The 19,982-nt window shown below is 69.0% G+C and carries 12 protein-coding genes and 6 pseudogenes; 10 read left to right on the plus strand and 8 right to left on the minus strand.

What is annotated here, in order from left to right:
* Together ABTY20_RS03550 and ABTY20_RS03555 are read left to right on the plus strand one after the other, a co-directional pair.
* The coding region (locus ABTY20_RS03550) for a WD40 domain-containing protein (RefSeq protein ID WP_351995362.1) at nt 1-1,815 on the plus strand (1,815 nt) is incomplete at its 5' end.
* Nucleotides 1,816-2,284: 469 nt separating this feature from the next.
* Nucleotides 2,285-2,737 (plus strand): ABC transporter ATP-binding protein, encoded by a 453-nt coding sequence (locus tag ABTY20_RS03555; RefSeq protein WP_351995363.1) that lies wholly within the window; start codon nt 2,285-2,287, stop codon nt 2,735-2,737.
* Between the two features lie 818 nt (nt 2,738-3,555).
* Here ABTY20_RS03555 and ABTY20_RS03560 read toward each other — a convergent pair.
* Nucleotides 3,556-4,095, minus strand: a complete 540-nt coding sequence (locus tag ABTY20_RS03560) for a transposase (protein ID WP_351995518.1) — start codon at nt 4,093-4,095, stop codon at nt 3,556-3,558.
* 10 nt (nt 4,096-4,105) lie between these two features.
* Between ABTY20_RS03560 and ABTY20_RS03570 the strand changes: the two are divergent.
* Nucleotides 4,106-5,050: pseudogene (locus ABTY20_RS03570) on the plus strand (IS630 family transposase); the annotation flags it as partial.
* Nucleotides 5,051-5,060: 10 nt separating this feature from the next.
* On the opposite strand, the gene ABTY20_RS03575 reads toward ABTY20_RS03570, so the two are convergent.
* The 4 genes and pseudogenes from ABTY20_RS03575 to ABTY20_RS03590 all read right to left on the minus strand — a co-directional run bounded on the left by ABTY20_RS03575 (nt 5,061) and on the right by ABTY20_RS03590 (nt 9,335).
* Nucleotides 5,061-5,639, minus strand: coding sequence for a hypothetical protein (locus ABTY20_RS03575; protein ID WP_351995366.1), 579 nt, complete (start codon nt 5,637-5,639; stop codon nt 5,061-5,063).
* Nucleotides 5,640-5,713: 74 nt separating this feature from the next.
* The gene (locus tag ABTY20_RS03580; protein ID WP_351995526.1) at nt 5,714-6,091 is read right to left on the minus strand and encodes a hypothetical protein; all 378 of its coding nucleotides are present in this window, start codon (nt 6,089-6,091) and stop codon (nt 5,714-5,716) included.
* Between the two features lie 794 nt (nt 6,092-6,885).
* Nucleotides 6,886-8,208 (minus strand): annotated as a pseudogene (locus ABTY20_RS03585) (ISL3 family transposase); the annotation flags it as partial.
* A gap of 52 nt (nt 8,209-8,260) precedes the next feature.
* A pseudogene (locus tag ABTY20_RS03590) lies at nt 8,261-9,335 on the minus strand (integrase core domain-containing protein).
* A gap of 90 nt (nt 9,336-9,425) precedes the next feature.
* Here ABTY20_RS03590 and ABTY20_RS03595 point away from each other — a divergent pair.
* Nucleotides 9,426-10,052: pseudogene (locus ABTY20_RS03595) on the plus strand (integrase core domain-containing protein); the annotation flags it as partial.
* A gap of 331 nt (nt 10,053-10,383) precedes the next feature.
* Here the strand turns inward: ABTY20_RS03595 and ABTY20_RS03600 are convergent.
* Nucleotides 10,384-12,156, minus strand: a pseudogene (locus ABTY20_RS03600) (SpoIIE family protein phosphatase); the annotation flags it as partial.
* A 135-nt stretch (nt 12,157-12,291) separates the two neighbouring features.
* Here ABTY20_RS03600 and ABTY20_RS03605 point away from each other — a divergent pair.
* From ABTY20_RS03605 to ABTY20_RS03625, 5 genes and pseudogenes are all read left to right on the plus strand, one after another.
* Nucleotides 12,292-12,474 (plus strand): hypothetical protein, encoded by a 183-nt coding sequence (locus ABTY20_RS03605; RefSeq protein WP_351995367.1) that lies wholly within the window; start codon nt 12,292-12,294, stop codon nt 12,472-12,474.
* Nucleotides 12,475-13,349: 875 nt separating this feature from the next.
* Nucleotides 13,350-13,547 (plus strand): hypothetical protein, encoded by a 198-nt coding sequence (locus tag ABTY20_RS03610; protein WP_351995368.1) that lies wholly within the window; start codon nt 13,350-13,352, stop codon nt 13,545-13,547.
* A gap of 177 nt (nt 13,548-13,724) precedes the next feature.
* Nucleotides 13,725-14,573: an IS5 family transposase gene (locus tag ABTY20_RS03615; RefSeq protein WP_351995369.1), complete on the plus strand. Its 849-nt coding sequence runs from the start codon at nt 13,725-13,727 to the stop codon at nt 14,571-14,573.
* Nucleotides 14,570-14,968, plus strand: coding sequence for a hypothetical protein (locus ABTY20_RS03620; protein ID WP_351995370.1), 399 nt, complete (start codon nt 14,570-14,572; stop codon nt 14,966-14,968). The genes ABTY20_RS03615 and ABTY20_RS03620 overlap by 4 nt, the downstream gene beginning before the upstream one ends.
* A gap of 98 nt (nt 14,969-15,066) precedes the next feature.
* Nucleotides 15,067-15,506, plus strand: a pseudogene (locus ABTY20_RS03625) (thioredoxin domain-containing protein).
* A gap of 209 nt (nt 15,507-15,715) precedes the next feature.
* Here the strand turns inward: ABTY20_RS03625 and ABTY20_RS03630 are convergent.
* Both ABTY20_RS03630 and ABTY20_RS03635 read right to left on the minus strand, forming a co-directional pair.
* Nucleotides 15,716-17,137, minus strand: a complete 1,422-nt coding sequence (locus ABTY20_RS03630) for a hypothetical protein (RefSeq protein ID WP_351995371.1) — start codon at nt 17,135-17,137, stop codon at nt 15,716-15,718.
* Between the two features lie 675 nt (nt 17,138-17,812).
* Nucleotides 17,813-18,706, minus strand: coding sequence for a LysR family transcriptional regulator (locus ABTY20_RS03635; RefSeq protein ID WP_351995372.1), 894 nt, complete (start codon nt 18,704-18,706; stop codon nt 17,813-17,815).
* A gap of 100 nt (nt 18,707-18,806) precedes the next feature.
* Between ABTY20_RS03635 and ABTY20_RS03640 the strand changes: the two genes are divergently transcribed.
* The gene (locus tag ABTY20_RS03640; protein ID WP_351995373.1) at nt 18,807-19,895 is read left to right on the plus strand and encodes an alcohol dehydrogenase catalytic domain-containing protein; all 1,089 of its coding nucleotides are present in this window, start codon (nt 18,807-18,809) and stop codon (nt 19,893-19,895) included.
* The last annotated feature ends 87 nt before the right edge of the window (nt 19,896-19,982 follow it).

Below are 19,982 nucleotides of genomic sequence, written 5' to 3' on the forward strand. Positions count from 1 at the left end.
GACGGCCGCACCCTCGCCACCGCCAGCGCCGACCGCACCGTGCGGCTGTGGGACACCAGGACCGGCAAGACCCGCACCACCCTCACCGGACACACCGGTGAGGTGTGGGCGGTGGCCTTCAGCCCTGACGGCCGCACCCTCGCCACCGCCAGCGCCGACCGCACCGTGCGGCTGTGGGACACCAGGACCGGCAAGACCCGCACCACCCTCACCGGACACACCGACTCGGTGGACTCGATGGCCTTCAGCCCCGACGGCCGCACCCTCGCCACCGGCAGCAGCGACAAGACAGTGCGACTGTGGGACACCAGCAGCGGCAAGACCCGCACCGCCCTCACCGGACACCTTTATGGAGTGTTGTCGGTGGCCTTCAGCCCCGACGGCCGCACCCTCGCTACCGCCAGTTACGACGAAACCGTGCGGCTGTGGGACGTGACCACCGGCAAGACCCGCATCGCCCTGACTGGGTACTCCGACGTGGCGTTCTCGGTGGCCTTCAGCCCCGACGGCCGCACCCTCGCCACCGGCAGTTCCGACGAACCCGTGCGGCTGTGGGACACCAGGACCGGCAAGACCCGCACCATCCTGTCTGAGGACACCGGTGCGGTGTGGGCGGTGGCCTTCAGCCCCGACGGCCGCACCCTCGTCACCGGCAGCAGCGACGAGACAGTGCAGCTGTGGGACGTGACCACGGGCAAGATCCGCACTATCCTGACCGGGCACTCCGACGTGGCGTTCTCGGTGGCCTTCAGCCCCGACGGCCGCACCCTCGCCACCGCCAGCGCCGACCGCACCACGCGGCTGTGGGATGTGACTAGTGCGACCCGCACAGCCTTCATCGGCCACACCGACGAGGTGAACTCGGTGGCCTTCAGCCCGGACGGCCGCACCCTCGCCACCGCCAGCAATGACGACACAGCGCGGCTGTGGGACGTGGCCACCGGCAAGACCCGCACCACCCTGACCGGCCACACCGACTCGGTGAACTCGGTGGCCTTCAGCCCCGACAGCCGCACCCTCGCCACCGCCAGTTCCGACACCACCGCGCGGCTGTGGGACACCAGGACCGGCAAGACCCGCACCACCCTGACTGAGGACACCGGTCAGGTATGGGCGGTGGCCTTCAGTCCGGACGGCCGCACCCTCGCCACCGCCAGCGCCGACCGCACCGCGCGGCTGTGGGACACCAGGACCGGCAAGACCCGCACCACCCTCACCGGACACACCGACTCGGTGAACTCGGTGGCCTTCAGCCCGGACGGCCGCACCCTCGCCACCGGCAGCGCCGACGCCACCGTGCGACTGTGGAATGTGGCCACCGGCAAGACCCGCACCATCCTCACCGGACACACCAACGATGTGAACTCAGTGGCCTTCAACTCCGACGGCCGCACCCTCGCCACCGGCAGCGCCGACGCCACCGTGCGACTGTGGGACGTGGCCACCGGCAAGACCCGCACCATCCTCACCAGACACACCAACGATGTGAACTCAGTGGCCTTCAACTCCGACGGCCGCATTCTTGCTACCTCCAGCGAGGCGTCCATGCGGCTGTGGGACGTCAGCGCCGGAGAGGCCGTCGCCACCCTGACCGAACGCATCAGCTCGATATGGTCGATGGCCCTCAGCCCGGACGGTCGCACTCTCGCCACCGGTAATTCCGACTACACCGCGCGACTATGGAACGTAACCCTCCACTCTCCCTCCGAAGCGATCGAAAAGATCTGTCGTGCCATCAACCGGGACCTCACCCAACAGGAACGGACGGCATACCTGCCGGATCAGTCAGTGGACCCGGTATGTCCACCAAGGTAGGTCGATTTATGTGACCGGTCCGCTCGCGTGCGCGTCCGGTCGGTGGGGCAGTTATGCAAGCGGCAAGGACGGCGCTCGCGCGGCAGGGCCCGGCCGGGCGGTGTGCTGGCGGGTAGACGGTCTGCTCGACCGTGCGCGGTACACATTTGCCCGGTGTGGCCAGGGCTATCAGGACGAGGAAGTCGGCTTGCGGGTTGTCGCCTGCGGACGCGGGTGGGCCCCGTACCGCGTGCTGCGGTGCGGGGCCAGGTGGGGTGCCGGGTTCACCTGCGGCAAGGTCAGCGGCCGTACCGCGGTGTTCGCCCGCACACGCCGCGCCGCATTGTGGCCGGTGCTCGGGCAGGCCGCACGCACGCAGCGCACCCCCCTACCCGAAGGCGCTCGCCACCCTGGCGGACACAATCACCGTCGGGCCCGAGCACACCGCCCAGTCCGGCGGCAGGACGTCGGCTGCGCAGATGCTCACCTGATGTGCAAGCGGCGCCGCCACGGCCTGGCTCATCCGCGCCGGCCGGGCGGTTGTCGCCGATCTGGTCACCACCCGTGTCCAGACCGCCCGGCCGGACACCACCCCGGCGCTCTCCATGAGCGGCTCGCCCTCGAATGGCAGCACCTGGCCGACGCCCGAATCTTCCACCGCAAGGACGCACCCGTCCTGATCTGCGACGAGCCGACCTCCGCCCTCGACCGCCGCGCGGAGGAAGCCGTCTACGACCGCATCCGCACGCTGAGCGAGGGCCGCACCGTCATCCTGATCACCCACCGCCTCGGCTCTACCCGAGCCGCCCACCGTATCCTCGTCCTGGACGGCGGACGCCTTCTGGAAGAGGGCACCCACAACACGCTCCTCGCAGTCGGCGGCGAGTACGCCACCCTGCGGCGCACGCAGGTGCAGACCTACGCCGACCAGCCCCAAAGGTGAGCCCGCGGTGGGGCGGATCTGTCCGTTCCGAGAGCCCTCCGGGGAAGACTCCTGTGGTCCGCCGCGCCGGGAACCGGTCTCCTGAACGCGATGTCCACGATCAGCACCCGCGGCCGGAGGCACTTCATGGTCTGGCTCTGCCGATGACGAGGAGCAGCGTTTCTCGGGCAGTTCGGGAGGCGCTGCCCGGCGCAGAGTGTCGATGGCTTCGGGTTCTGGTCCAACTTCTGTGGAGCTATCACGCTCTGTAACCTGCCGGGACTGGATGACCCTTTCGTGACTCGTTGACAGACCTGTTTAGGATCATGCCCACATGGACTTCGACCTCGTCCCACCGGCCGGCGGTGGCCCGTTGCGGATCGGTATGACTCGGCACGCGGCCAACACGGCGCTGGACTCGCTTCGCGATCTCTCTGCGGTCTCGGAGTCTGATCGGCCGGGGCAGCACGTCTTCCGTCCCAGCGGACTGATGATCAGCATCCACTGCATGCGAGACATGCTTGAAGCCATCGAGTTGGGAAGGCCGTCGTCCCAGACGGACCGAGTGTTGTTTCAGGGTGTGGACGTGTTCGCGCTTCCGGCCCGCGAGGTTGTCCAGCGCATGGGCGAGTTCACCTCGATTGAGGAAGATCCTGACGACGATGCTTCATTCATTGCCCCGGACTTGCTGCTGAGCTTCTGGCGTCCGTTCGCAGCCGACGATGAGCCCGAGGAAGAGCAGGGCTACCACTTCAGCTCGGTCCTGCTGGCACGGCCGGCTACTACGACACCCCTGCTCAGACTGCGGAGCGACTCCAGCAGAGCTCGTGACGGGCCCGTCAGGACGCCAGCAGGACTCGTTTCCGCAAGAGGCCGAAGCCGGCCCGGCCGTACATCTGGCGCTTGATCATTTTGATCCGGTTGACGTAGCTTTCGACGAAGCCGGAGCTCCACGGCAGGGTGAGGCCGGCCGTGACGGTTACGAGATCGCGTTCGAGGCCGTTGACGAAGGTGTGAAGGCTGGGCAGGGCGTCGGCGTGAACCGCCTTGATCCATTGCGGGAGCTGGTCGCCCTGGAGCTGGGTGAGCATCTTCCCGAACGCGCGGACATGCCCCGTGACGGCATCCAGTTCGGGGCAGCTGGCGAGGACGGTTTTGAGCCTCAGGCGCTCGCTCTCCGGCAGAGTATCGGGGTGGGTCAGGATCCAGCTGGTGACCGTGCGTGAGGACGGCGGGCGGGCTGCTGGTGCGGTCGGGGTTGTGCGGAACGGCTGGAGGTAGGCGCGGACGGCTCCGTAGCCGCCGGTGTAGCCGTGAGTCTTGATCTCTTCCCAGAGAGTCCAGGCGTTCGTACAGCCTTCGGCCCATCGCTCGTGCAGGTAGGGCTTGAAGTTGGCCTACCAGTGGCACCAGTTGTGGCAGGCGGGTGGTCGTGAAGCTCTGGTCTCGCGTGGCCCGAGCGGTTCGCGGTGCCGTCTGTCCCCGCACTGTCTGGAGAAACTGGCCCGGTATCTGGAGCAGGGTCCGGCCGCGCACGGCTGGGTGGAGGACCAGGTGTGGACGGCGGCGCGGGTGGCCACGCTGATCGGCCGGAAGTTCCACGTCTCCTACAGCGTCTCGGGTGCCACGCGGCTGATGCACCGGCTCGGCTTCAGTCTGCAGGTGCCCGCACGCAGGGGTTGCTGAGCGCGACGAGCGGGCCATCACTGTGTGGAGGGAGGCGACCTGGGCGGAGGTAAAAGAGCCCGGGCGGCCTGCGGGGGCTACCTCTGCCTCGAGGACGAAGCCGGGTTCACCCGTCGGCCGCCCCGGGGACGCACCTGGGGCCGGCGCGGCCACACCCCGGTCGTGATGGTGAGCGGGCGGCGCTCTGGACGCTTGTCGGTGGCCGGGCTGATCGCTATGCGGTCCGGCTCCCGGACCCGGCTGTGCCACCGCCTGTGCACCCACCGAGCGGGCAAGAGCACGCGCCGCAGCATGGGAGAGCGGGACTTCACCGCGCTGATCGACGGCGTCCACCAGCTCGTCAAGGCGCCCATCGTGCTGGTCTGGGACCGACTGAACACCCACGTCTCCCGCGCCATGGGAGAGCTGATCGCCGAGTGGAAGTGGCTGACGGTGTTCCTCATGCCCGCCTACTCATCCGACCTCATCCCCGTCGAGTGGGTGTGGGCGCACGTCAAACGCAGCCTGGCCAACCTCGCCGTCGTCGCCCTCGACCGACTCGAAGCACTCGTACGCAACCGGCTCAAGCGCCTCCAGTACCAGCCCGGCACCCTCGACGGCTTTATAGCTGGCACCGGTCTGACCCTCGACGACCCAGCCTCACCCTGACAAGCCGAAGTCAGTACTCCTCCAGGACCTCACTCTCCCCCTCCGGGCTTGGCGGCTGCCGCAACGTCCGGATCGCCGCCGCGTGGAAGTTGAACCGTGCCGTGTTAGCCCGGACCGTCACCGGGTTCCACTCATCCCAGTGCGGGCAGGTCGCGCCGGTCGCCATTTGAGCTGCGATCACGTCCCGCATCTCCCGGAAGGCGTCCTCCATCGCCCGTACCGCGACGTCGATCCGCCGAGGGCCCAACAACTCCACACGTTCGAGATCCCTACGGACCGCGTGCCGCGCATCTCCCAGCAGACGGCTTGGTTCCTCAGTCGGGTCGTCGAGTTGGTCGCCCTGCTGGTATTCACGTACCCGCTGCTCCCACGACTGCTGCAGGCGCTGGAAGCCGTCCACCGTGGTGTCCCAAGTATCTAGGAACGCCAGGTAGGCCTGCTGGCGTTGCCCGCGTAGCCATTGGCCGTGTTCGACGGTGGCCTGGTCGGTGGTCTGCCGCCGACCAGCCCTGTAGCCGATGTATGCCACTGCGAGAGCGAACAGTCCGCCCGCTATGGCAGTGAAGATGGTTGCCGCTGCGTCGCTCATGGTGCGCATCCTGCCGTTTGCGGTTGGTGACAGGGTTTTTACCGACACCCCGACATCCAGCACAACCCCGGGCGCTACTCGAGGCCGGCGCCCCGCGGCCCCAGTGCGCGCCGTCCGAGCCGCGGGGCGTCCTGCGCCAGCTGCTGCCCGCCGCCGATCGCCTCCGGGTCGTTTGGCACCACGGCGAGCCGTTCCACCGGGAGCAGCCGCTCCCCCGCCGCCGCCCCGGCCGCCGCTGTCGTCGTCGGCCCGGTGCCGAGCGCCCGGCGGGTCACGGGGGTCCCCGTCCACGTCCACCGGCCGGTGTCGTCCGGCGCGTACCAGGACCGGCCGCCTGGGTGCGCGCACCCGTCGGCCACCATCGCCACCCCGGGGGCCGGGTCGTCCGGGTCCACCGAGATGCGCTCGCCGTCCAGCGGCCCGCTGTGCAGGGTCACCCACTCATCGCTCACCGCCGCATCATCCCGCGCCCTGGGAGCCGTCCACTCCTGCGGACCAGGCTTTCCCTCCCAGACGGGCGGAAATGATCATGTCTTTGGGGGAGCATGGGGGCATGACGGGGCGAGTACGTGCGTGTTGGTGGGGGCTTGCCGTGCTGGGGGCCGGTGCGGCGGTCGGGCTGGTGGTGTGGGTGACGGCCGCGCACCCGGAGGGGGCCGGCCAAGCCTGGGGTGCGGTTGGAGCGGTGGCCGGAGTCGCCGCGGTAGGGGTGTCGTTGCGGCAGTTGCGCGCGGCGCCTGCCCCGACTTCGCCCCCTGGGCCTGTACCGCCTGCTGCGTCGCCTGCGCCGAGGGAGCAGGCGACGGGTGAGCGAGGAGCGATCGTGACGCAAGGAAACGTGAGCGACTCCTGACCCGGTACATCGGCACACCCGCCACACCGCCCACAGTCGCGACACCACCCAGTGCACCGGAAGGACTGACAGGACGGGACGGCGCGATCGTTGCTGGCGAAGACGTCACCGACTCGCACACGGACTACCGCTCGTGATCCGAAAACCAGATGCTCCGCTCGGGCAGCCAACGGCGTCCGACGGATTACACGGGAGCGACGGTGCGATCGCTGCCAGCGGGACGTGAACAACTCCTCCACCCAGTACATCCAGGCACAGCAGGCGTTCGTGCTCCCGGCGGAGGCGTACGCACCGATCTCCGACGACGCCGCAGGGCGCGGAATATCAAACATCGAACAGGCCGGGCTGTGGCTCTGTCCCGTAATCGGTGGTAACGGAGGGTAACAGTCGGTGCAGGAGGATGCGGTGGCGGAGCAGGTCGAAACCCGCGCGGCCGTGCATCTGCCTCATGATCCGCTTGGTGCGGGTGTTGACGCTTTCGGTCCGTCCGTTGTGGTGCGGGAGGGTGAGGCCGGCGTGGACGGCTGCACGGTCGAGTTCGAGACCGTTCGCAAAGGCGTGGAGGTAGGGCAGCTGGGCCGTGCGGACGCCGACCATCCAAGCGGTGAGCTTCTTGTCGTTGCCTGCGGCCGGCGTGAGGAGCTGTGCGAACTCGCGAATAAACGAGGCCAGTTGGCTCATCTCTGGGCAGGCTTTGGTGAGGTCGGCGAGGAGGCTTGTGTCCTTGTCCCGGAGGTGGTCGGGACGGGTGAGCAGGAGGCGGGCCAGCCATCGCGAGGTGGTGACGGGCCGGTCGCCTTCGGCTCGTCCCTGGGTGATGTAGCGGTAGAGGAGGTTGAACCTGCCGGTGTAGCCCTGCTCCTGGACCTCCCGGAACAGCTGTTTCACGGGGACAGCGGGGTCGGCCACACGGCGTTTGCGCAGGTGGTCGCGGTAGGGGTCGACCAGGGTGGGCCGGTAACGGGGCGCCCGACGCAGGGCCTCGGGTTCGCGGGTGCGCGCGTAACGCTTGACGGTGTTGAGGGACAGGTTCATGCGGCGGGCGCATTCGAGCAGGCCGACGCCTTTGCCGAGGAGATCGTGAATCTGGTGCCAGCGTTCGCGGGTGGTCTGCTCGTGGACGCCGACCGGGCGGGGTGCGGTCGAGGTGGCCCAGCAGGCCCCGTGGGAGCGGACCTCGGCCAGCGTCTTCTCGCACAGGTTCTTCCACAGGTGCCAGCGGTCGCTGACCTGCACTGCAGCTGGCAGGGACCGGCGCACGGCCTCCCCGTATGCGCCGGAGCCGTCGCGGCAGACGATCTCGACGCCGGGGTGCTCGCGTAGCCACCGTTCCAGGGCGTCGGCGCCGCGACTCGGGAGTACGTCGATGCGTTCGCCGGTTTCGGCATCGATCAGGACAGTCGCGTAGCGGTGGCGGCGCTTGAGCGCGAAGTCATCGACACCGAGGACGCGTGGCACCCGCACCACGGGCAAAAACAGGCGGGCCAGAAGCCGCAGGGCGGTCGAACGGGATATCGCGGAAGCCAGGACACGAGAGAGGCTGGCGCCCGCCCGGCCCGCTAACTCCTTCACCACAGAGCCAAGCTGGTCGGCGAGCCGGCATGTGCGCCGCTGATAACGCTCGATCAGGCCTGGAACCTGTTCACGGAACGTCTGCCGGGGGCAGCCCAGGACTGGGCAGACCAGACGCCGGACCTGCACCGACACCACGACCCTGTCCCGTCCGAAAATACGATTCGATGCAGTGAGCTGTGGAGATGTCGCTCGGTCAGGCGGCGTGGTGATACTGGTTGATCAATCCTCCGAGGATGGATTCTCGTCGGACCCGGTGGTTCTGGAGATCGGCGACGATGGCCGGGGCAGGTGGTTCGGTGCTATCGGGGGATAGTTGCTGCCGGGACTGGTGCGGCCGGTGCTGGTTGTACTCGGTCAGCACCTTTACGGAATGGGCCTCGTTGTAGATCAGCACGCGGTCGAGGACCTCGCGGCGCAGGGTGCCCACGGCTCTCTCGCAGATCGCGTTCGCTTTGGGTGCCCGCGGTGGACTGAGCAGGACCTCCACGTCGTCGGCCTCGAAGACGGCGTCGAAGGCGCTGGTGTACCTACTGTCCCGGTCGCGGAGAAGGAAGCGCAGAGAATCCATGCGGCGGTCCAGTGCCATGGCGAGGTTCCTCGCCTGTTGAACGGTCCACTGGGCGGTGGGGTGCGCGGTGACACCGGCGAAGGTGGATTCGTCTGGTGTCGTGCTCGATGAAGACCAGGGCGTACAGGCGCTTGAGGGAGATGGTGTCGAGGTGCAGGAAGTCGGCGGCGAGGATGCCGTGGGCCTGGGCGGTGAGGAATTCACGCCAGGGCGGGCCGGAGCGCTGCGGAGCGGGATCGATGCCGGCGGCGCGCAGGATCTCCCAGACCGTGGACCGGGCGATCGAGTAGCCGAGGCGGGCGAGTTCGCCTTGGATCCGGCGGTGGCCCCAGGCGTGGTTCTCCTTCACCAGGCGCAGGATGAGTTGCTTGATGGCGGGCGCGGTGGAGGGCCGTCCTGGGCGGCTGCGCTGAGGATGCGTCCATTTCCGGGCGACGAATCGCCGGTGCCAGGCCAGCAGCGTGGTAGGAGTGACCGCGAACACCTGACGCCAGCGCTCGCGTGGAATCAGCCGGGAGAGCACGGCGAGCCAGACCCGGTCGGCGGGCTCGTAGCGAACCCGGGCGATCTGACGGCGCAGCACCGCGTTCTCGTGCCGCAACGCCAGCACCTCCGCATCCTTCGCTACGCGGCTGCGCAGCACGGCAGCGGGCACCGTGATCAGATTCCGGACCAGCGCGGTGACGATGGACAGCGGCATCGAAGGATCGTCGCAGATGCTGTGCCGGCCAGTCCTGTGATCTGGGAACTTCCAGGTCAGGCCCCAGAATCGTGTTTCAGAGCGGGCCAGGCCGGAATCGATCCCGCCCCGCGCCGCGGCGGGCCGACATGGCGTGAGTTCCTGACCGCGCAGGCCGAGGGCATCATCGCCTGCGACTTCGTGCACATCGATCTCGTCGACCTGCGCCGGGTGTACGCGTTGGTCTTCCTCGAGCACGGCACGCGCCGCCTGCACATCGCCGGCGTGACCGTCCATCCCACCGGGCCCCGGACGGTGCAGCAGGCAAGAAACCTGGCCATCGAGTTGGGTGTGCGGGCCGACTCGCTGCGTTTCCTGCTCCGCGACCGGGACGCGAAGTACACGGAGTCCTTCGATGCAGTCTTCGCGGCCGACGACATCGAGGTCGTGAGGACTACGCCGCGAGCTCCTCGGATGAACGCGCACTGCGAACGGGTCATCGGCACCCTGCGGCGCGAGGTCCTCGACCACCTGCTGATATGCAGCGAGGCCCACGCCCGACAGGCCCTGGACACCTACGCCCGGCACTACAACCGTCATCGCCCGCACCAGGCCCGGGAACAGCTTCCACCCCTCGCCCACAAGCACCCAGCGCCCCCGACCGACCTGGCCGCGCGCCGACTCCTCCGCACCCGAGTGCTCGGCGGCGTTATCAACGAGTACGGATACGCAGCCTGACCAGCAGCGACGCGTTTTTGAACGGCACAGGATCCGGGGATCGGACCGACGATGGCGTCAAGTGACCTCATCATGAGCGGAGGGACGCCGCAAAACGACGAACACGGGCGACCGATTCATCTGAAACTGTGCCCAGCCTGCGACACCGGTGACGTCGAATGACTGGCAGCCAGCCCTTCTCGTCCAGTACGTGACGCCCGACCAGCCCCATGCTTCAGCCGCAGTGGGGAAGGTGGACATCGAGCCGGGGGTCGGATCAGGCGGCCTCCGGCCTTCGCACTCGGAACCCGGGTTGGGCTCTGGGAAATTTTCGGCAGCGCCCTGGTCCCTCTCACTCGTAGCGACGAAGTTCAAACCAGACCACCTTGCCCGTGCTCAGCCGGGTCACACCCCACCGCCGCGCCAGCCGGTTCACCAGGTACAGCCCGCGCCCGCCCTCGTCCGTGGCGCGGGCCTGCCGCAGCCGCGGCAGCTGCGGCACGTCGTCGCCGACCTCGCAGCGCAGCACGTCGGTGCGCAGCAGCCGCAGGGTGACCGGCCGCGTGGCGTACCGCACGGCGTTGGTCACCACCTCGCTGACCAGCAGCTCCACCGAGTCACTGAGTTCCTCCAGGCCCCAATGGGACAGGGTCCTGCGTGCCAGGCGGCGGGCCCGGCCGGGGGCGGCGTCCTCCGGCTCCAGGAACCAGTACGCCACGTCGCTCGGCGCGATCCCGTCGAAGCGGGCGGCGAGCAGCGCGATGTCGTCGTCCCGGTCGCCCGGGCCATGCATGTCGAGCACCTCGTCGCACAGCGCCTCCAGCGGCGGCGGATGGTCCGGGCCGGTCAGCTGCGCGGTCGCGGCGAGCTTCTCCCGCAGCTGCTCGATGCCGGTCCACACGTCCCGCAGCCGGGACTCCACCAGGCCGTCGGTGTACAGCAGCAGGGTGCCCCCGGGGGGCGCGTCCAGCTCCACGGCCTCGAAGTCCACCCCGCCCACGCCGATCGGGGCGCCCGCGGGCACCCGCAGCACCTCGGCCCGGCCGCCCAGCTCCAGCAGGATTGGCGGCGGGTGGCCGGCGTTGGCGATGGTGATGCGGTGTGCGACCGGGTCGTACACCGCGTAGAGGCAGGTCGCTATGTGGTCCACGCCGAGCCGCTGCGCCTGCTCGTCGAGGTGGTGCAGCACCTCCTGCGGGGGCAGGTCGAGCCCGGCGAGGGTCTGCGCGGTGGTGCGGAGCTGGCCCATGAGTGCTGCCGAGGTCATGGAGTGGCCCATGACGTCGCCGACGACTAGCGCGACCCGGCTGCCGGGTAGCGGGATGGCGTCGTACCAGTCGCCGCCGACCCGCGCGGTCTCCGCGGCCGACAGGTAGCGGGACGCCAGCCGTACGCCGGTGCAGCGCGGGAGTGCCACCGGAAGCATCTTGCGTTGGAGTTCTCCGGCGATATTCGCCGTATACCTGTCCATCACGGTCCGGTCCACTCCGAGCGCGCTGTGCGTGGCGAGCTGTGCCGCCACCAGCAGGTCGTCCGCCTCGAACGGAACGCGCTCCGGACCGCGCAGGAACAGCGCCGTCCCGATCACCCGCCGCCGGCCGCGCAGCGGGGCCAGGATCGCCCGCTGTCCCTCCGGCACGGCCGCGGCGCCCTGCTCGCCGAGAAGTTCGGGCAGCGCCGCCCGCGCGGCGGGGGCGTCTGTGAACACCGGGCGGACCTCGCGCAGCACCTCGGCGAGCGCGCTGCCGGGCCGCACCGTGCACAGCTCCGCGCCGACCGAGTCCAGCTCTGACGGCTCCAGCGGCGCGACCGGCGCGAGCCCGCCCTCGCTGTTCCGCTCCGCCGGGATCCGGTCGCTGCGGCGCAGCCGCAGCACCAGCGGGCCCGTCGGTCGCTCGTCGCCGACCGGCAGCGGGTCCCGCAGGTACACCAGGATCAGGTCGGCGAACGTGGGTACGGTCGCCCGGCACAGTCCCATCACAATCTCGTCCAGGTCGATGCCGCGGGCGATCCGCCGGGTCGCCGCGCCCACGAAGAGTAACCGATCACCGGATAGGCGCTGCGGTGATTTTGTGACGGGCACGAGGGCGGTAGTACGGGACGGCGGGTTGTCCTGAGTTGTTCGGGACAACCCGGCAAGTGCTTCGGACTCTCGATGGAGAGGGAGCGGTTCGTGCCCGTGCTGAACCTGACCAGGCACAATTGTCGTCGTGCGTGCACCGGCAGATGTTGAAGCCGGTGGAGTCTGATAGCCCATGTCGTGAGCAGCCTGCTGAACGGCATGGTGCTCTTCGTCAAGCACGGCCCGCGCCTTCTCCAAGGCGATATCGACGTCATCGAGGGCCGCGTCATCGTCAGTGATCGCTTGCAGCCCGGGCTGAGCAATCCGTGGGGCCTGCTCCTGCGCAAGGTCACGCTTCTCCTCCCCTGCCCACTCCTGTAGTGCAGCCAGTTCGGCTTCCAGACTCTGAATGCGGCGGGCGGCATGGTCGGCTACTTGCTGGGCGGTGTCCCTCTCCCGTTCAGCACGAGCCAGTTGCTGGCGCAGGTCGGTCTGTTGACGTTCCGCGCGGGACAGGCGTACTTCCAGCGCTGTATGCGCCTGTAGGTCCTTTGGTGGCAGCTCCTGCAGGGCATCCACCCGGCGTTTCAGTTCCGCTGCTTTCGCCTGTGCTTGACCGAGCATGGCGAACAGGAGCGTGGCGATCTGCAGTGCCTGAGCCCGGCTGCGCTCGCTGGCCTCGTAGGCCTGCCGGACGACCTGCAGTTCCTCATACACCTCAATGGTGCGGTCCTTGGCAGCCAGCAGTTGATGGGCGAGGGCGAGCTCTTGCGTACCTCCCGCGAGCGGAGTCGGGCTGTCCCGAGCGCGTTCCCACAGACTCCGGGCCACCTGGAGACGTTCTTCGGCACGACCGGCCGGTTCGTGAGGGAAGCAGACATCAGCTACTGCCTCAACCAAGTCCCACGTCAGCGCTTCTCCGGCTAAAAGGTCCCGCAGACGGCGTAGTTCCGGCACGGCACCGGACGTGAAGTGGTCGGGCGTAAGACGCTGGTGTAGCTGACCCACTGAGATGGAGGCCTCGCCTAGCCAGGATCGGACCTGCACGACTAGCTCGTTGATCTCGGCACATGATCCCCGCGGTGGTGCCCACGGCCGGCCCGGTCGCTTCCCCTTGCCGCCCACGCGCCCTCCCACTCAGTTGTTCACCGGACAACCCCCTGTTGTCACTGGAGAACATTCAATCGGCTCACCAGCAGGTTTTACTCAGGATCGCCCCAATCTCTCCAGTGGAATCTCATCAAGGCGGTGCATCCGTGAACTACGGCTCCACGGCGTTCCTGCTTCTCGTCCTTGCGGTGGCCGTACTGTTCGCCGCAGTCACCGCGGTGATCGCCTTCGGCCTTGCCCGGTGGGAGGGAGCCGCCGTTCCAACGGCCCTCTCGCGAAGCGGCATCGCCTTCGCAGCAGCCCTGACCCTGAGCCTGGCCGCTCTGACCTTCCTAAGCCAGTAGTCCTTGGCGAACAGCGGCGGGCCCCTCCGCCACCGACTTCCTCGACTGGTACGAACAGTGGGGTTGTGTCCTGAGTGGGTGGTTCGTAAGTCTTTGGGTGGATCTGTTGTCACCTCATGGTGTGGCTGCGGGGCGGAATCTGCCGGTCCGCGCTTGTTGATCTGGTGATGTGGGCGGGTGAGTGAACGCAAGCCGTACCCGAGTGACTTATCGGACGAGCAGTGGTCGTTGATCGAGCCGGTGATCACGGCGTGGAGGGACCGGCACCGTTCGGTCAGCGGCCACCAGGGCGCCTACGACATGCGGGAGATCGTGAACGCGATCCTCTACCAGGGGCGGACCGGCTGCCAGTGGGCCTATCTCCCGCACGATCTGCCGCAGAAGAGTGCGACGTACTACTACTTCGCCGCCTGGCGGGACGACGGGACCGACCAGGTCATTCATGAACTCCTGCGCTGCCAGGTGCGCGAACGCGCCCGGCGATTAGAGGACCCGACCCTGGTGGTCCTGGACACCCAGAGTGTCCATGTGGCCGCCGGGGTCCCCGCCGCCACGAGCGGCCACGATCCGGCCAAGCGGGTGTCCGGCCGCAAGCGCGGCCTTGCCGTGGACGTTCTCGGCCTGGTCATCGCGGTCGTCGTCCTCGCCGCGAACACCCACGACAACGCCGCGGGCATCGTCCTGCTGAACCAGGTCGCCGAGCACGTCGGCGGAAGCGTCCGCAAAGCCCTGGTCGACCAGGGCTTCAAGAACCAGGTCGTCATGCACGGCGCCGACCTGGGAATCGATGTCGAGATCGTCCAACGCGACCCGCAGGTCAAGGGGTTCGTGCCGCAGCCGAAGCGGTGGAGGGTCGAGCAGACCTACGGGATCTTGATACTGCACCGGCGCCTGGTCCGCGACTACGAGCACCGCTCATCCTCCTCCGTCTCCCGCGTCTACTGGGCGATGACCCATGTGATGACCCGCCGCCTCACCGGCGCGAACACCCCCACCTGGCGCGATGCGCAGGCGATGGCAGCGTGAACCTCCAGCCCCTGCTCGACGCCCTGGACCTCCAGGAAGACGCCGCCCGGGCCCTGGCCGACGACCTCCGCGCACAGATCGACGACCTTCAGACCCGGCTGCGGGAGGCCGAGACGCACCTGGAGCACCTCGCGATCACCCGCAAGACCATCACCAGCCTCGCCGACCGGCTCCCCGCATCCCCACCGGACCTGCCCGAGCATCCGGACTACCCGCGCATCCTCGCCCTCTTCAACGGGGCGACCGGACCGCTGCGGGCCAAGGACGTCTGCGAAGCCCTCGGCCACGCACTGCTGCCGAAGAACGTCGAAGGCACCCGCGCAAAGCTGAAACGCCTGGTCAAGCTCGGCATCCTCACCGAGGTAGACGTCGGCAGCTTCACCAGGAAGCAGTAGCGGCCGAGCACCGCGGCCAGCGACCCTGCTCCTGATCAGCTGGAAATGGACACCAACGCACGCTTCCCTCTCACGCGCCACCGATAGCCTGCGTCATCATGACGCGCGCATGGATCTTGCCGATACTGTTCCTGGTCTGCGGCTCGCTCGTTGCGACCGCGTGGGCGGTCAGGGGGTTTCCCGGCGCCGCCGTTCCCCTGCTACTGCTGATGTTTGTCCTGCTCGCGGGCTGAACTCACCGTTGGCGTTCCCCCGGTCGATCAGCGCGATGGAGGCTCAGCGCCGCAGCGCGGTCGACGGCCGACCGATCGTCTACTGGAGGGCCGGCTGCAAGTACTGCCTGCGCCTGCGGATCCGGTTGGGCCGCAGCGCCAACCGGCTGCACTGGGTCGACATCTGGCGCGACCCGGCTGGGGCGACGGCGGTGAGGGCAGCCAATGACGACGCCGAGACTGTGCCGACCGTCATGGTGGCGGGCCAGCCGCATGTCAACCCCGATCCCGAATGGGTGCGTGCACAACTCTCTCCCACCACATGAGCGGCCCCGCCCCTGCCTCACACAGAAACGGACATCAGCTCACGAACCGCTCTCTCAGGCCTTACAACCAGCATCGCCTACGGCTCAATAGCGGGCGGGACAGACAAGGAGCCCTTTCCAACTTGCGGTAGATGAGCCAAAGCACGATGGTTGTCACCAGGGCCACCTGGCGGCGAGTGCTGAGCAGAGACCTGTACCGCGGTGCAGTTTCAGCTGTCCACCCCGGCTTCCCACTTGCGCCGGTGCAGCATGTGGTCGCTGAAGAGGTGTCGGCTCCGGTCGAGCAGTTCACCCACCTCTGCGTCGCCGCGCCGCTCGTCCGGGGACGGATGCCAGCGCTGCACTGATTGCGCGGCCCAGGTGCGCAGCTTCACATCGGGGTCCTCGAGCAGACCGACCGCCGCCCGTAGCGCCACGATGCCGCCGTGCGCCTCGAGCAGCCGGAACGCGCCGACGCGGACGTGCCGCGGCCGCTCGGAGCTGATGCGCTCCAGTAGCCAGTCGGCGGGCAGCTCCTTGGCCGAGGGCAGTAGGGTGGCGGCGGTCTCGCGGACGACCTCGGCGGCAGGGTCGTCGAGGAGCGGCCGTATCTGCTTCGCATCCGCGCAGTCCAGTGCCCGCAGCCCTGCTACCGCTCGCGCCCGTACCCCGGCCGCCGGGTGCGTGAGCAGCGGCTGCAGCAGCCCGGCGTCTGCGCGGTTCCCGCACTCGGCCAGCCCGATGACCGCGCCGGGCGGCAACTCGGGGTCGTTGGGTGCCGTGTACTGCTCCCGGTACCAGGCCGCCGGGTCACCCCCCTGCTGTCGTACGACATACCGGGCACAGGCACGCACGAGCGCGGAGCGGTCGCTGAGAAACGGCTCCGCCTGCTTCGGTCGCCCTGCCCGTCTCAGCGCGGTGACGCCGGCCGAACGGACACGCGGGTTGCGTGCGGACAGCAGTGGAGGCAGCACACCCTCGTGAACACCCTCATCCCCCAGAGCCGTGAGCGCCGCTGTGGCACACAGGTCCTGGACCACGGTGTCCTGGTCCCCGGCGGCCGCGCGGGCCAGCTCAGCGGGACGGAGCAGTCGGCCCTCGATGGCCAGCCGGTACGCGAACCGCCGGACGATGCGATCGGGGTCAGCGAAGAGAACAGCGAGCTGCCCGTGGGATGCCCGGGACAGGATCTGCCTGAGCACATCGACGCCGAAGGCACCTCTGTCGCGGCGGCCGACGCGGAGGATGAGCGGCGCGAGGTGGAGGGCCGAGTCCACGTTCAGTGCCTCGCACAGCAGCCGCCGCGCGTGCTCGCGCACCGGGCCGACCCAGTCGGCGCAACGGATCACGACCAACGGCAGCAGACCGGGGTACCGGACCGACTGACGCACCGCCTCCTGGCGGATCCGCCCGTCGCGGTGGCAGAGAGCGAGTGCGAGCCGGGACTCGCCGAGCTGAGTCAGGTCGGCGGGCAGTGGGGCGGAGTGCTCCCACCCCGGCAGGAACTGCGGGCGGTGCCAGGCCACCTCACGCACTCCTGCGTCCAGCGCGAGCCAGTCAGCGGGGTCGGCGACATCAAGCGTGCTGTGAAGCGGCGCACCACCCGCGAGCCGCGTTGCTGCCGCTGTCCCGTCCTCGATGTCCTCAAGCATTCCCGCCCCTCCAGCAGTCGTACCAGGTGATCGTAGGAGGCGGGGTTCGCGTAGGGCGCGGGAAATATGGCCCGTGATCGCCGAGGGCCGCCGCTCGGCACCCTGCTCACCAGAAGCCGAACGCGGTGACATCGCCCCTGCTTCGCTTGCCGCTGGTGACAGGCAGTGCGCCGCATCGGTGACAACCACCATGCTTTGCCCTACTGAAGCCGCAGGCCAGAGGATGCCAATGGTAACAACTGCCGTGCTTCGGCACAGTTGTTGAGCCGAAGCACGATAGCTGTCGCCGAGGCAGCGTGTTGTCACCAGGCCCCTCAGACGGAGTGCACCGGGCTGGTGCGACTGAGTGACTGAAGTTGCCGGTGAGCTGCGAGTCGGCCGTTTGAGCGTTCCGATTCTTCGGCTTGGGACAGGCGGTTTCGGGCCTTTTCGACTTGTGAGGGCAGCGGCCCGGATCCCCCTTGACTTGTCCACGCCACCACGCCACTGCTCAGGCGTAGCCGCGGGCAGCGTGGAGCATCTGGAGTTCGCTGTAGCAGCCCGCCCCGGGCTGCGAGCCCGGACCAGCTCGCTCGCGTGTCCGCAGGTTGGACCGTCATGTACGTGATGCCATGCTGTGACGGCGGCGGAGCCGGGCGTCAGTACCGCGAAGAACAGGCCGGCGGTGGCGGCGGTTCAGGCGGTCGAAGTGATCGCTCGGGTGACGGCCGTGATCGCCGGAGTGGGGTGGCCGCCGAGGCGTGCCACGAGCACACGACGGATCTCGGGGGGTGCGCCGTCGACGCGCAGCAGGCTTACCCCCGGCGGCAGTACCGGTGAGAGGGGGAAGGGCACTGTGGTCACGCCGAAGCCGCCGGCGACCAGCTGGAGTTTGGTCAGCCAGTCGCGCGCGGAGTGGATGATGCGCGGCCGTCCGGGCAGGCCGGGCCAGACGCCGAGCAGCGGCTCGCCGCCTGATGACGAGGTGGCGATCCAAGCGGCGTCGACCAGCTCGTCGACGTGCACCGTGGTGCGCCCGGCGAACTCTCCGGTCGAAGGCACCGCCACGACCAGTTCGGTGTCCGCGACGGCCTCGAGGTGCAGACGCGGCGAGTCGCCGTCGAAGGGACGGTGGGGTGGTCGGGATGTCAGCACGGCGAGGTCGAGCGAGCCCGCGCGCAGCGCCCGGATCAGGGTGGGTGTGGTGCCCTCGCGGGTGGTGACCGTGATCTGCGGGTCGGCCACCGCGAGGTGTGCGAGTGCGGCGGGCAGGATCGCCGAACCCGCGCTCAGGACTGCCCCGAGCCGTACAGGTTCGGTCCGTGGGACGGTCCCGGTGAGCTCACGCTCGGCCGCCGCGAGCGAGGCGAGGACCGTGTGGGCGTGCCGCAGCAGGGTCAAGCCGGCGGGAGTGAGCCGTACCCCGTCCGGGCGGCGTTCGAACAGGGTGGTACTGACGCTGCGTTCGAGGGCGGCGGCCTGGCGGGAGACGGCCGACTGCGTGTATCCGAGCCGGGCAGCTGCCGCGGTGAAGCTGCCGGACTCGGCGATCTGCCGCAGGACCCGCAGTCCCGCGCTGGAGACGTCCATGCGGGATACGCATACCACAGATGCCGGATCCTCGCTTCCTGCATGCTCGTCCCGCTCCTAGTGTCGATCTCAAGAGCACGGACAACACGGAGGTCATCACGTGCGAGCAGCAGTTCTGACGCGGTTCGGCGCCCCACTCGCGGTGCGGGAGGTACCAGACCCCGAGGCCGGGGGCGGTGAGGTGGTGGTCGAGGTCCTCGCCGCCAACGTGGCGCCCTACGCGGCCGAAGTCTTCAGCGGCAAACGGAACTACCCTCTTGTCCCCCCTGTCGTACCCGGTGTCGGCGCGGTGGGGCGGATCCTCCACGTCGGCCCGGACGCCACCCGGCTGCAGGCCGGCGACCTGGTGTGGTGCGACTCGACGGTGCGCTCGCGGGACGACGCCCTGACGCCCGACATCACGCTCCAGGGCTGGAGTTCGCGCGGCGAGGGCGGCGCGCGGCTCGCCGAGTACCTGCACGACGGCGCGTTCGCCGAGCTCATGCGGGTCCCGACAGAGAACGTCTACCCGCTGCCCGCCGCGGCCGGGGAGGATCCGGCCCGCTGGGCCGCGCTCACGGTGCACACCATCTCCTACGGCGGGCTGCTGACAGGCGGGCTCGCGGCCGGCGAGACGCTGCTCGTCAGCGGGGCCACCGGCAACCTCGGCAGCAGCGCTGTCGCGGTCGCGCTCGCGATGGGCGCGGGCCGCGTGGTCGCCCCCGGCCGCAACAAGGCCGCGCTCGACCTGCTCGCCGACCGGTTCGGTCCGCGTCTGCGCCCGGTCCCGCTGACCGGGGACGAGGCCACCGACCGCGCGGCGATGTCTGCAGCAGCCGACGGCCCGATCGACATGGTGATCGACCTGCTCCCGCCGAGCGCACCCAGCTCGGCCTCGCGTGCGGCGGCCATGAGCGTGCGCGAGTACGGCCGCGTCGTCCTCATGGGCGGCGTCGGCATGCTCGGTGGCGACGACCTCGCACTCCCGTACCCGTGGATCATGCGCAACTCGGTCACCGTGCGCGGGCAGTGGATGTACCCGCGCCCAGCCAATGTCGGCATCATCCGGCTCCTCGCCTCGGGCACTCTGGATCTCGCCCCCGAACGGGTCCGGCCGTTCGGCCTCGATGCCGTCAATGACGCCATCACGTACGCCGCCGCGCATGGTGGCCCGTTCGACCGCACCAGCCTCACCCCGTCAGCCGGCTGACACGGCCCACTGATCCACACCACTCGCACGACCCGCCACCCTCACGGGCACAGGCAGCCATACTGCTGCTGTCTGACGTGCACGATG

The sequence above is a fragment of the Streptomyces sp. NPDC126497 genome, assembly GCF_040302425.1.
Taxonomy (GTDB): domain Bacteria; phylum Actinomycetota; class Actinomycetes; order Streptomycetales; family Streptomycetaceae; genus Streptomyces.